This window comes from Delftia sp. ZNC0008, from assembly GCF_000799035.1.
Lineage (GTDB): Bacteria > Pseudomonadota > Gammaproteobacteria > Burkholderiales > Burkholderiaceae_C > Comamonas > Comamonas tsuruhatensis.
This window is the reverse complement of sequence record NZ_JTKZ01000768.1, coordinates 1-12,849: the sequence shown is the minus strand read 5'-3', so window position 1 is coordinate 12,849 and position 12,849 is coordinate 1. Positions and strand designations below refer to the sequence as shown.

Annotated in this window: 11 protein-coding genes; 2 read left to right on the top strand and 9 right to left on the bottom strand. The window is 68.8% G+C overall.

The window, feature by feature from the left end; translation table 11 throughout:
* The first annotated feature begins 98 nt into the window (after window positions 1-98).
* Both L995_RS24895 and L995_RS24890 read left to right on the top strand, forming a co-directional pair.
* Window positions 99-1,487, top strand: coding sequence for a phosphomannomutase/phosphoglucomutase (locus L995_RS24895; RefSeq protein ID WP_047474047.1), 1,389 nt, complete (start codon window positions 99-101; stop codon window positions 1,485-1,487).
* A gap of 15 nt (window positions 1,488-1,502) precedes the next feature.
* Window positions 1,503-2,822: a 3-deoxy-D-manno-octulosonic acid transferase gene (locus L995_RS24890; protein ID WP_047474046.1), complete on the top strand. Its 1,320-nt coding sequence runs from the start codon at window positions 1,503-1,505 to the stop codon at window positions 2,820-2,822.
* A gap of 59 nt (window positions 2,823-2,881) precedes the next feature.
* On the opposite strand, the gene L995_RS24885 is transcribed toward L995_RS24890, so the two are convergent.
* The 9 genes from L995_RS24885 to L995_RS24845 all read right to left on the bottom strand — a co-directional run.
* Window positions 2,882-3,295 (bottom strand): type II toxin-antitoxin system VapC family toxin, encoded by a 414-nt coding sequence (locus L995_RS24885; protein ID WP_043790155.1) that lies wholly within the window; start codon window positions 3,293-3,295, stop codon window positions 2,882-2,884.
* 11 nt (window positions 3,296-3,306) lie between these two features.
* Window positions 3,307-3,567, bottom strand: coding sequence for a type II toxin-antitoxin system Phd/YefM family antitoxin (locus L995_RS24880; RefSeq protein WP_047474045.1), 261 nt, complete (start codon window positions 3,565-3,567; stop codon window positions 3,307-3,309).
* 82 nt (window positions 3,568-3,649) lie between these two features.
* Window positions 3,650-5,080, bottom strand: coding sequence for a sensor histidine kinase (locus tag L995_RS24875; RefSeq protein ID WP_047474044.1), 1,431 nt, complete (start codon window positions 5,078-5,080; stop codon window positions 3,650-3,652).
* Window positions 5,081-5,082: 2 nt separating this feature from the next.
* A complete protein-coding gene (locus L995_RS24870) occupies window positions 5,083-5,760 on the bottom strand; it encodes a response regulator (protein WP_016447091.1) in 678 nt (225 codons plus the stop codon).
* A gap of 365 nt (window positions 5,761-6,125) precedes the next feature.
* Window positions 6,126-7,580: a TolC family outer membrane protein gene (locus L995_RS24865; protein ID WP_046239233.1), complete on the bottom strand. Its 1,455-nt coding sequence runs from the start codon at window positions 7,578-7,580 to the stop codon at window positions 6,126-6,128.
* Between the two features lie 87 nt (window positions 7,581-7,667).
* Entirely contained in the window at window positions 7,668-8,015 is a 348-nt protein-coding gene (locus tag L995_RS24860) for a rhodanese-like domain-containing protein (protein WP_016447089.1), read from the bottom strand.
* A 77-nt stretch (window positions 8,016-8,092) separates the two neighbouring features.
* Window positions 8,093-8,803 (bottom strand): protein-L-isoaspartate O-methyltransferase family protein, encoded by a 711-nt coding sequence (locus L995_RS24855; RefSeq protein ID WP_016447088.1) that lies wholly within the window; start codon window positions 8,801-8,803, stop codon window positions 8,093-8,095.
* A 43-nt stretch (window positions 8,804-8,846) separates the two neighbouring features.
* Window positions 8,847-12,074, bottom strand: coding sequence for an efflux RND transporter permease subunit (locus L995_RS24850; protein WP_016447087.1), 3,228 nt, complete (start codon window positions 12,072-12,074; stop codon window positions 8,847-8,849).
* A 2-nt stretch (window positions 12,075-12,076) separates the two neighbouring features.
* The coding region (locus L995_RS24845; protein WP_047474043.1) for an efflux RND transporter periplasmic adaptor subunit at window positions 12,077-12,849 on the bottom strand (773 nt) is incomplete at its 5' end.

The window sequence follows — 12,849 nt, the reverse complement described above, 5'->3', positions numbered from 1 at the left end:
CAAGCCTGCCGCGCCTACAATCGCGCCTTGGGCCGCAGCCGGGCCAGGTCCCCAGGCTGCGGCGCCCTGTTTTCAACCGACGAGAAAGCGTTTTCGACGTGCAGGTCGCATCTTCCATCTTCAAAGCCTATGACATCCGCGGCATCGTGCCGTCCACGCTCAACGAGGAGGTCGCGCTCGGCGTGGGCCGCGCCTTCGGCATGGCGGCCCTGGCGGCCGGCGAGACCGTGGTGGCCGTGGGACGCGATGGCCGCCTGTCGGGACCCTCGCTGTCCGCGGCGCTGATCGCCGGGCTGACCGAGGTCGGCATCGAGGTGATCGACATCGGCCTGGCCACCACGCCCATGCTGTACTACGCAGCCAGCACGCTGGCGCGCTCGGGCATCCAGGTCACGGGCAGCCACAATCCCAAGGACTACAACGGTTTCAAGATGGTGCTGGCCGGCCGAGCCATCTACGGCGAGGAAATCCAGGCGCTGCGCCGCCGCGTCGAAAGCGATGACTGGACGATCACGGGCACCGGCAGCGTGCGCCGCGCCGATGTGCGGGCCGACTACCAGGCGCGCATCGTGGGTGATGTGAAGCTGGCGCGCCCCATCAAGATCGTGGTGGACTGCGGCAACGGCGTGGCCGGGGCCTCGGCGCCCGGCATCTTCCGCGCCCTGGGCTGCGAGGTGATCGAACTGTTCTCCGAAGTGGACGGTGAATTCCCCAACCACCATCCCGATCCCAGCAAGCCCGAGAACCTGCGCGACGTGATCGAGGCGCTGCGCACCTCGGACGCCGAACTGGGCCTGGCCTTCGACGGTGACGGCGACCGCCTGGGCATCGTCACCAAGGACGGCCAGAACATCTTCCCCGACCGCCAGATGATGCTGTTTGCCAAGGACGTGCTCTCGCGCGTGCCGGGCGGCAGCATCGTCTACGACGTCAAATGCACGCAGCGCCTGGCGCCCGCCATCCGCGAGGCCGGGGGCGAGCCCGTGATGTTCAAGACCGGGCACTCCCTGGTCAAGGCCCGCATGAAGGAACTGGACGCGCCGCTGGGCGGCGAGATGAGCGGCCACATCTTCTTCAAGGAGCGCTGGTACGGCTTCGATGACGGCACCTACGCGGGCTGCCGCCTGCTGGAGATCGTCAGCCGCGAGGCCGACCCCAGCGCCTTGCTCAACGCGCTGCCCACCAGCTTTTCCACCCCGGAACTGAATGTGGCCTGCGCCGAGGGCGAGCCCCATCGCCTGGCCGCCGAACTGCAGGCCCTGGCCGCCGAGACCTTTGCCGCACCGGCCCAGGTCAGCACCATCGACGGCCTGCGCGTGGACTGGGCCGACGGCTTCGGCCTGATCCGCGCCAGCAACACCACGCCCGTGCTGGTGCTGCGCTTCGAGGGCCAGACCCAGGAGGCGCTGTCGCGCATCGAGACGCAGATGCTGGCGCTGCTGGAGCGCGTCAAGCCCGGCGCGCAGGTTGGCGGTGCCGCGCACTGATTTGCGCGCCAGGCGATGACTTCCCGCTCTCCCACGTCCTGGGCGCGCGCGCTGTACAGCGCCGTGACCTGGGCGGCGCAGCCGCTGCTGCGACGCAAGCTGCTGCGCCGCGCCGAGGCCGAGCCCGTCTATGCCGAGCACATTCCCGAGCGCTTTGGCCGCTACCAGCCGGCCACGCTGGGGCAGGACGGACGCGGCCGGTGGATCTGGATTCACGCCGTATCGCTGGGCGAGACGCGCGCTGCCGCCATCTTGCTGACCGCGCTGCGCGAGCGCCTGCCCGGCATGCGCCTGCTGCTGACCCATGGCACGGCCACGGGCCGCACCGAAGGCCGCCGGCTGCTGCAGCCCGGCGACCTGCAGGTCTGGCAGCCCTGGGATACGCCAGCGGCCGTGCGCCGCTTCGTGCAGCAATTCAGGCCCGCGGTCGGCGTGCTCATGGAAACCGAGGTCTGGCCCAATCTGGTCGCCATCTGCCGCGAAGAGGGCGTGCCGCTGGCGCTGGCCAATGCGCGACTCAGCGACAAATCGCTGGGCCAGGCACTGCGCGTGGCGCCGCTGGCGCGGCCCACCTATGCCGCCCTGGCCGCCGCCTGGGCGCAGACCGAGGACGATGCGCAGCGCCTGCGCCTGCTGGGTGCGCCCGTGCGCGGCGTGCTCGGCAACCTGAAATTCGATGCGCGTCCGGACGCGGCGCTGCTGGAGCGCGCCCGGCAATGGAAGTCCGGCCTGTCCCGCCCTGTGGTGCTGCTGGCCAGCAGCCGCGAGGGCGAGGAGGCCATGCTGCTGTCCGCCCTGCGCACGCTGGGGCCTGTGGGCCGGGCCGTGCAATGGCTGGTCGTGCCGCGCCATCCGCAGCGCTTTGACGAAGTGGCGGCGCTGCTGGCTGGCGGCGGCCTGCATGTCTCGCGCCGCAGCCAGTGGGTGGGTGGCCCGCCCTGCGGAGCTGCGGCGGATGACATCGACATCTGGCTGGGTGATTCGCTGGGCGAGATGGCCCTGTACTACGGCCTGGCCGACGCCACGCTCATGGGCGGCAGCTTTGCGCCGCTGGGTGGCCAGAACCTCATCGAGGCCCTGGCCTGCGACTGCCCCGTGGTGCTGGGGCCGCACACCTTCAACTTCAGCGAGGCCTCGGACCTGGCCTGCGAGGCCGGCGCCGCGCTGCGCGCACCCGACCTGGAGCACGGGCTGCGCCTGGCCGTGGACCTGGCCGGGGACCGCCAGTCCCACGCCCATGCCGTGGCCCAGGCGCGCGGCTTTCTGGACCAGCACCGTGGGGCCGCACGGGCCACGGCGCAGGCGGTGGCCGGGCTGGTGCAGCCGCTCTCCTGATCCTCCTGTGCAAGGGGCGCGGGCAGGCAAGACTACGCACCAAAGGGGCTTGTGCCCGTTCAGCGAAAGGGCGACTCAAAGGGGTTGACAAGCGCCACGCCAAAATCCGCGAAGTCTCGAATGTTGCGTGTGGCCACGACCAGCCTGTGGCGGATGGCCGTGGCTGCAATCATTGCGTCCTCATACAGCGCATCGGAGCGCCCGTGCATCAGCCGGGCCCAGATCCGAAAGCTCTCGGCATCCATCGGCAGCACGTTGTAGGAGGCGGAGACCAGATCTGCCCAGCGTTCGATTTCCCGGGCCTTCTCAGCATCCTGTTGCCGGGTCAGCTCGATGCCCGCCTGGATTTCGCCCAGGCTGACCGCGGACAGATGGAGCTCCGGCTCAGGCAGGGCTTGAAGCCAGGCCAGGACGGCTCCGTGGGGCCTGGGGCGCCGCAGCTCTGAAATGATGTTGGTGTCCAGCAAATACATTTCTGGCGCACTCAGTTGGCGGGCTCGACGGGCCTGCGGTGCGCCTGGCCGCGCGGCGGGATCAGCAGGTCTGCGCGGCCCGCTTCCGAGAGCAGCAGTTCCTTGAGCGACGCAAGTTCGGCAGCGGGATGCAGACGGCGCCACTCTTGCATAGGAACGAGCACGGCAGTGTCCGCGCCATGCCGGGTCAACACTTGCGGACCATCGGTCAGGCAGGCTTCGAGAAGCTCGTTGAAGTGGTCTTGGGCATCTTGTACAGGCCAGGATTTCATGATTGCACTCCTTCGCTCACGGGTTACAGGCCCAGTCTAGTTCCTGGACTGTTGGCTCTGCAATCCTGGGCCCATGCACGCATCAAGGGCCCGATCCTTCCTGCAGCACGGGCAGGCTCACACTCGCCAGCAGCCCTCCATCCTCCGCACTGAGCAGCTCGATGCTGCCGCCGTGCCGCTCGGTCACGGTCCTGGCGATGGCCAGGCCCAGGCCGCTGCCGCTCTGGCTCTGGTCGGGTACGCGGAAGAAGCGGTCGAAGACACGCTGGCGCCAGGCCTCGGCAATGCCCGGGCCACGGTCGCGCACCTGGAGCACGGCCTGGTCGCCCTGGCGCTGCAGGCGCACGCTGATGGTGGCGTGGGCGGGGCTGTATTTGATGGCGTTGTCCACGAGGTTGTCGATCAGCGAGACCAGGCCTTCGCGTTCGCCCATCACGCTCAGTGGCTCGCTGGCTTCCAGGGCCAGTTCCACCGGGCGGCGGCAGGCCAGGGCGTCGAGTGCGGCGAGCCGGTCTTCCAGCAGCAGGTCCAGGCGCAGCGGCTGCATGGCCATGCCGGGCGCTTCGGTCTCGCTGCGCATGAGCTGCAGCAGCTGGGCCACCATGCGGCTGGCGCGCTGGTTGCTGCGCAGCAGGCTGTCCATGAGTTCCTGCTGGCGCGGTTCGCTGCCAAGGCGCAGCAGGGCCTCGACGTTGACGTGCATGGCTGCCAGCGGCGTGCGCAGTTCGTGGGCTGCATCGGCGATGAGGTTGCGCTCGCGCTCGCTGCTGGAGCGCACGCGGGCCAGCAGGGCGTTGATGTCCTGCACCAGCGGCCGCAGCTCGGCATGTGGCGGCGCATAGGTGAGCGCGCTGAGGTCGTCGGGGCCGCGTGTGGCCAGCTCGTCACCCACACGGCGCAGCGGGCGCAGTGCCGCGCGTACCGACCACCAGGCCGGAAAGGCCAGGAAGGGCAGGCTGATCAGCAGCGGCAGCAGGTAGTAGCTGCGGGTGTTGAGGGTGATCAGCAGTTCCTTGAAGGACGGCAGCATCAGCGTGACTTCGGTCTGGCCCGAGGCCGAGCGCAGCGTGCTCATGCGCCAGGTCTGCCCTTCGAAATCTATGTCCTCGACCGTGTCCAGCACGCGGTTGCGCAGGGTGGGTGCCGGCGTGGGCGAGCGGTACAGGAGCTGGCCGCGCTGCCAGACCAGCAGCGTGGGCGTGAAGCGGATGTCGTCGTCTCCATCGCTGTATTCATGGCGCAGGGCCGTGTCCAGCGCGGCCAGGCTGTGCTGCTGGCGGTCCGGAAGGTCGGCCAGGTCCTCGGCCACTGCCATGACAAGTTCGTAGACAGGCTTGCTGACCAGCAATTCATTGTGGAAGTGGGCCATGTAGATGGCTGCCACCAGCAACGCGGTCCAGATCGCGGTGAGCACGCCCATCTGGGCCAGCAGCATCCGCCGGCCCAGTGTGGGCCGCAGCCAGCGGCGCCATCTCGGGCTGGCCTGTTGCCCCTGCACGGTCTGCGATGTCATGGTCAGGACAGGGGAGCCATCGGCTGCGAGTCGATGACATAGCCAATGCCGCGCACCGTGCGTATGAAGCCTGGCCCGATCTTGCGGCGCAGGTTGGAGACATGGACCTCCAGCGCATTGCTGCCGTTGGCGCTGCCGCCCGGGATGACTTCCTCCTCGATGCCGCTGCGCGTGACCACGCGGTCCATGCGCCGCAGCAGCAGGGCCAGCAGGTCGAATTCGCAGCGGGACAGCTCGACGTTCTGGCCTGCAACGCTGACACGGCGCGTGGGCTCGTGCAGCGACAGGCCGCGCAGATGCAGCGTTCCGTCGCCCTGCCCATAGCTGCGGCGCGCCAGGGCGCGCACGCGTGACACCAGTTCGGCAAGGGCAAAGGGCTTGACCAGATAGTCATCGGCGCCGCTGTCCAGGCCGTGCAGCCGGTCATGCAGGCTGTCGCGTGCGCTCAGGATCAGCACGGGCAGGCGGCGCCATTCGCGGCGCAGGCGCGCCAGCAGGCTGATGCCGTCGCCATCGGGCAGGCCCAGGTCCAGCAGCACCATCTCGAAGCTTTGCTGCTCCAGCGTGCGCAGCGCATCGGACAGGCGGCGCACCCAGACCACGTCCATGGCGTGATCGCCCAATGCGATGCGCACGCCATTGCCCAGATCCAGATCGTCCTCCACCAGCAGCAGTCTCATCGTGTGTTTCCTGTGCCGCTCCCATGCCGCGGACCGGCGCCTGCGGGAGGGCTGCCGCGAGTATCGGTCAAGGCGGGGACGATGCGCTTCAGCATCCCTTCAGGAAAGCCAGGGCAGGTCTTCAGGCGGGTTTGCCACAGTGGCCCGCTCGACAACTCCGAAGAAGGCGCGCATGCCAAGACTCTCCCGCTGTTCCTTGCTGAGCCGCCTGGCGGCGCTGTGTGCGCTGGCTGCCTGGATGCTGGTCGTGGCGGGTTTGCGTGCCTCGGCTTTGCCAGAGCACAGGGCTGCGGCGCCAGGCGCGCGGCCCGCGGCGGCCGGGCATCAGCCTGGGGCACTGCCGGCCGTGCGGGCGCTTCAGGGATTCAAGGGGCTGGCGCGCGGAGCGACAGCGCATCGATGGCGCGCAGGTCGTCGTCGCTGAGCGTGCCGGCGGCTTGGCGCAGCTTGAGCTGGCCCAGCAGCACCTGGTAGCGCGCCAGGGCCAGGTCGCGCTGGGTCTGGTAGAGCTGGCTTTGCGCGTTGAGCACGTCGATGTTGATGCGCACGCCGACCTCGTAGCCAAGCTTGTTGGCGTCCAGAGCGCTTTGGCTGGACGCCAGCGCGGCCTCCAGCGCCTTGACCTGGGCCTGGCCCGACTGCACGCCGAAGAAGGCCGTGCGCGTGCTCTGCTCCACGTTGCGCTGGGCGTCGTCTAGCTGTGCCCGCGCCTTGTCTTCCAGCGCCAGGGTTTCCTTGATGCGGTTTTGCACGGCAAAGCCGGCGAACAGCGGCAGGTTCATGACCACGCCCACGCTGGCGGCATTGGTGCGGTAGCTGGTGCCGATCTGCGGGGTGACCGAACCGTTGGGATAGCGGTTGACCACGTAGCCGGCCTGCAGGTCCACGGTGGGCTTGTGGCCGGCCTCGGCTTTCTTCGTTTCCAGCTGGGCGATGTCCAGCGCCAGGCGGGCCTGGCGCAGCTGGGGCTGGCCTTGCAGGGCGGTGTCCACCCAGGCCTGGGCATCGGCGGGCATCAGGGCCGGCAACTGCAGCGGCTGGGCCAGCGGGCGGGGCACGGTGCCCACGGCGCCGACGATCTGATCCAGCACCAGGCGCTTGACGCGCAGGTCGTTCTCGGCGGCGATTTCCTGCGCGCCGGCCAGGTCGAACCGGGCCTGGGCTTCGCGCGAGTCGGTGATAGTGGCCGTGCCGACCTCGAAGTTGCGCTTGGCGAATTCCAGCTGCTGTGCAATGGCGGCCTTCTGTGCCTTGACCACGGCCAGGCTGTCCTGGGCACCGAGGACATCGAAGTAGGCCTGGGCCACGCGCACCAGCAGGTTCTGCTCGCCGCTGTCCAACTGGGCGCGCGCCACGTCCACGCCGCGCTGGCCCTGGTCGTAGGCGATCTTGTTGGCCGGGCGGTACAGCGGCTGCTGGGCGCTGAGCTGCAGGTTCTGCTGGGGCGAGCGAAAGCTCCCCGGCAGCACGCTGACTTCCACATGCGATGTGTTGGCGCCCGCCTGCAGGCCCACGCTGGGCAGAAGGCCCGAGCGTGCCTGCTCGGCACGGCTGGCGGCGGCCTGGGCGTCGGCCTGCTGGGCCTGCCACTGGGCGTCGTAGCCGCGTGCCTTGGCGACCAACTCCGACAGGCTCTGGCCCGTGGCCGATGAGGCTGTCACGGCAGGCAGGCCCGAGGCCGGGGCGGCAGGGGCGGTGGACTGAGCCAGAGCGGTCCCCATGCCGCAGGCACACAGCAGCAAGGCAATCTGGCGAAGGGGCCAGGCGTGTGGGCGGGGCGGGGCGTAAGCGACAGGGGCAAGGGGCCGAAGCAGGGGCATAGAGGTCCTCGAATCAAAACACAGTCGTCACGAAGCACCGGGGACGGCGGGTTGGCCGTGTCCCGGGCTTCTTTTGCGTCTTGCCGCTCAGTAGCGCGGCACGCCTGGGTCGCGCTCGCGCGACCAGGCATCGATGCCTCCGCTGATATTGGCCACGGTCTCGAAGCCGTTGTTCATCAGGAAGGCAGCGACATGCATGCTGCGTGCGCCGTGATGGCACAGGCAGGCTGTGGGGTGATCCGGATCGAGTTCCTGCAGGCGCGAGGGAATCTCGCCCATGGGGATGCAGCGCAGCTCGAAGCCCTCGGGGCGTACGCTGGCCTGGGCCACTTCCCAGGGCTCGCGCACGTCCAGCACCAGGGGCAGGGCATCGGAGCCGCTGGAGTGCTGGGTCAGCCAATCGTTGAGTTGCGCGGGAGGCACTTGGGGAAGCATCGGAAAGATCCTTGCGGAATGGAATGGGGTTGCGGCAGCGGCCATGGTCCTGCGGGCATCGGCCGCTGCAGCGGGTTTCAGAACGTGAAGCGCGAAGGCTCTTCGAAATTGGCCAGGCGGGCGGTCACCACGTCCCAGGGCTGGCTCGTCTCGAACTGGTGGCCGTTCTTGCGCACCAGCGTGAAACGCATCATGGGCAGCTGGCCGACGATGGCCGCCAGGCGGCCGCCGTCGTTGAGCTGGGCCAGCAGGGCCTGCGGCACCTGGGCGACCGAGCCGCTGAGCACGATGGCGTCGAACTGGCCCAGGGCAGCCGCTGCCGTGGCGCCATCGGCCAGCTTGACCTCGGCATTGGTGATGCCGGCGCCCAGCAGGTTTTCGCGGGCCATCTCGGCCAGCTCGGGCACGATTTCCAGCGTCACGACTTCCTTGGCCTGGGCGGCCAGCAGGGCGGCCATGTAGCCCGAGCCGGCGCCGATTTCCAGCACGCGGTCGGTGGGCTTGATCTTCAGGTCCTGCAGCATGCGCGCCTCGATGCGCGGGGCCAGCATGCACCAGCCCTTGGCGGCGGCTTCCTCGGCCGGGGCGACCAGGGGGATTTCCAGGTCCATGAAGGCCAGGCCGGCATGCTCGGGCGGCACGAAATTCTCGCGGTGCACCTTGCCCAGCAGCGCCAGCACTTCTTCATCAAGCACGTTCCAGGGGCGGATCTGTTGCTCGATCATGTTGTAGCGCGCGTGCGCTTGGGCGCTGTGGTGTTCGGGCAGGCTGTTCAGGGGCAGGCTCATGGGGTATCTCCGGAGAAAGACTTGTCAGGACAAACCTTTGATTCTACGAGTCTCGCGGCAGGGTGGGGGCGCTGGCGGCGCCTTGGCCGGGGGCCGCGTCGTGCTGGTTGCCGTTCCACAGACGCCGCAGCCACTGGGAGAAGTCATCGAGGTAGCAATAGACCACGGGCACGACCACCAGGGTCAGCAGGGAGGAAGTCACCACGCCGCCGATCACCGACTGGCCCATGGGCGCACGCTGCTCGGAGCCCTCGCTGAGCGCGAAGGCCAGGGGCACCATGCCGAAGATCATGGCCAGCGTGGTCATCAGGATGGGGCGCAGCCGCACGCGCGCCGCCAGCAGCAGGGCCTGCTCGCGCGGCAGGCCGTCGCGGATCTGGCCGGTGTCCGGGTCGCTGTGCGGCCCGCGCGCACGGATGGCGAAGTCCACCAGCAAGATGGCGTTCTTGGTGACCAGTCCCATGAGCATGACCACGCCGATGATGGAGAACATGGACAGGGCCGAGCCGAACATCATCAGCGCCAGCACCACGCCGATCAGCGTCAGCGGCAGCGAGGTCATCAGCGCCAGCGGCTGCAGGAAGCTCTTGAACTGGCTGGCCAGGATCATGTAGATGAAGATGATGGCCAGCGCCAGGGCGGACACGGCATAGCCGAAGGACTCGTTCATGCTCTTGGTGGCGCCGCTGAACTGCGTGCGGTAGCCGGGCGGCAGGGCGATGTCGGCCAAGGCCTTGCGGATGTCGGCCGAGACCTCGCCGCTGGAGCGCAGGTAGACGTTGCCGCTGAAGGCGACCTCGCGCGTCATGTCGCGGCGGTTGATCTGGCTGGGGCCGGTGCCGGGCGTGACGGTGGCCACCTGGTTCAGCCGCACGATGCGCATGTTGCCGTCGCCGGAGGTGGAGGGCAGGGCGAAGGGCAGGCGCTCCAGGTCCTGGGGCGTGCTGCGTGATTCGGGCGCCAGGCGTACCTTGACGTCATAGGTCTGGTCGTCGCTGGCGCGCCAGTTGCCCACGGTCTGGCCGGCCACCCAGGTGCGCAGCGCGGCGGCCATGGAGCCTACCGACAGGCCCAGGTCGGCGGCCGCATCGCGCCGCACGGTGATGTCGATCACGGGCTTGTCGGGCTTGAGGCTGCTGTCCAGGTCCACCAGTCCGGGAATGCCGCGCAGGCGTTCCATCACCACGCGGTTCAGGCGCTCCAGTTCGCCCAGGTCCGGGCCCTGCAGCGAGAATTCGACCTGTTTTTGCCCGCCCACGGGCTCGCGCTGGCCCACATGGGTGACGGTGATGCCGGGCACGCTTTGCAACTGCTCGCGCAGCACGCCCGACAGTTCGTCACCGCTGCGCTGGCGCAAATGGCGGTCCAGCAGGCGGATGTAGATGCTGGCGTATATCTTGCCCTGGGCCGTGCCGGTGTTGATGGTGGCCAGCGTGTAGCGGACCTCGGGCAGGGCGCGGATGATGGCATCGACCTGGCGGGCCTTGGCCTCCGTGGCCTCGATGGACGAGCCCACGGGCGTGTTGAAGCTCACCGTGGTCTCGGAGAAATCGGCCTTGGGCACGAATTCCGTGCCCAGCAGCGGCACCAGGAAGATGCTGGCCACGAAGATGGCCAGCGCCGCCGCCAGCGTGGCGATCTTGTGGCGCAGCGCCCAGCCCAGCACATCCTGGTAGAAGTGGGACAGCGAGTCGGTGGCGCGCTCGAACCAGGCCGTGACCCGGCCCAGCGTGCGGTCGTAGAGGCTGCGGCCGCGCTGCTCGCCATGGGCGTGGATGGTCGGGTCGTGCCAGACGCTGGACAGCATGGGGTCCAGCGTGAAGCTCACGAACATGGAGATCATCACGGCCGCCACGATGGTGATGCCGAATTCGTGGAAGAACTTGCCGATGATGCCGCCCATGAAGCCGATGGGCAGGAACACCGCCACGATGGACAGCGTGGTGGCCAGCACGGCCAGGCCGATCTCCTGCGTGCCGTCGAGCGCGGCCGCATGCGCGTCCTTGCCCATCTGCACGTGGCGCACGATGTTCTCGCGCACCACGATGGCGTCGTCGATCAGCAGGCCCACGCACAGCGACAGCGCCATCAGCGTGATCATGTTGATCGAGAAGCCGAACCAGTACATGAACAAAAAGGTGCCGATCAGCGCAATCGGCAGCGTCAGCCCCGTGATCACCGTGGAGCGCCAGGAGTTCAGGAACAGGAAGACGATGAGCACCGTCAGTGCCGCGCCCTCGATCAGCGTCTGGCGCACGTTGTTGACGGCCACGCGGATGGGGCGGGCGCTGTCGGCAATCGGCTCCAGCCGCACGCCGGCCGGCACTTCGGCGGCGATCTCGCGCAGCGTGGCGTTCAGGCCGTCCACGACTTCGATGGTGTTCTCGTCCTGGGCCTTCTGCACGGACAGCAGCAGGGTGCGGCTGCTGTTGTACAGGGCCACGGTTTCCAGTTCGCCCGCGCCGTCCTGCACGCGGGCCAGCTGGCCCAGCCGCACGGGAGCGCCGCCGCGCTGGGCGACGATGATGCGCTCGAAGTCCTGCGGGCGCTTCATGCGTGCGTCGATCTGCACCACGCGCTCCTGCTCGCGCGAGCGGATGGCGCCCAGCGGCAGGTCCTGGTTCTCGCTGCGCACGGCGTTCACGATCTGGTCGGGCGTGATGGCATAGGCTTCCAGCGCCTCGGGCTGCAGGTAGATGTTGATTTCGCGCGGCGTGGCGCCCACCAGGTTGACGGCGCCCACGCCGCGCACGTTCTCCAGCCGCTTCTTGAGGACCTGGTCGGCCCAGCTGGTCAGCGCGACGGCATCGGGCGCCTTGGCGCCGGCATCGGCCTGGGGCAGCACGGCCACGGACCAGATGGGCGAGCTGGCCGGATCGAAGCGCAGCACGCGCGGCTCCTTGACCTCGTCGCGCAGGGTGGGGCGCACCGAGGCCACCTTCTCGCGCACGTCTTCGGCAGCGCGGCGGCCATCGACATGCAACTGGAATTCGATGATGACGACGCTGGTGCTCTCATAGCTGCGTGAGGTCAGCGCGTTGATGCCGGCAATGGAGTTGACGCCTTCCTCGATCTTCTTGGTGACCTCGGACTCCACGATCTCGGGCGAGGCGCCCGGATAGTCCACCGTGACCACGACCACGGGGAAGTCCACATTCGGGAACTGGTCCACCTTGAGTCGCTGGTAGGAAAACACACCCAGCACCATGAGGGCCAGCATGAGCATGGTGGCGAACACAGGGTTGGCCAGGCTGACGCGCGTGAACCACATGGTCAGCGGGCTCCGGGGGCTGGCGCAGCCTGGGCCTGCTGCATTTGCTGCATCTGCACCGCCGTGCCTGCGCGCAGGCCGCCCACACTGCCGGCCAGCACCCTGTCACCGGCCTGCAGGCCGGTGGACACGGCAATCCAGGTGGCCCCATCCTGCGCGCTCTGGCTGCCCAGCGTGACCGGGCGGTGCTGCACGCGCAGCAGGCTCTTGTCCGCTTCGGACTCGCCCGCAGGCTGCAGCAACTGCACATAGGGCTGGGGCTGGTCGGTGCGCACGGCGGTCAGGGGCACGGCCAGCTGTTCGGTCTGCCCCGTGACGATGCTGCCCTGCAGGTACAGGCCCGGGCGCACGATGGGGATGGATCTGCCGGCGGCGCCTGCGTTGACCGGTGCAGCCTGCACACGCAGATAGACGGCCACGCTGCGTGAACCTGCCTGGGCGCTGGGGTTGATGCGTACCACGCGCGCGGGCACGGCGGCCACATCGTCGCCCGCGCCCTGGACCTGCAACAGGGCCTGCTGGCCGACCTGCACACGCACCGAATCGGCGGGCGCGAGCTGGGCCACCACCTCGAGCTCGGAGGGATCGACGATCTCCAGCACCCGCGTTTCCACGCCCACGCGCTCGCCGTCCTGCACCAGACGCTGGGCGACCTGCCCGTCCATGGGGCTGCGCAGCACGCTGTCGGTCACGCTCTTGCGTGCCACATCGGCGGCGGCCTGGGCGGCGGCCAGGTTGGCGCGGGCGGCGTCAAGATTGGATTGGGATGACGCGG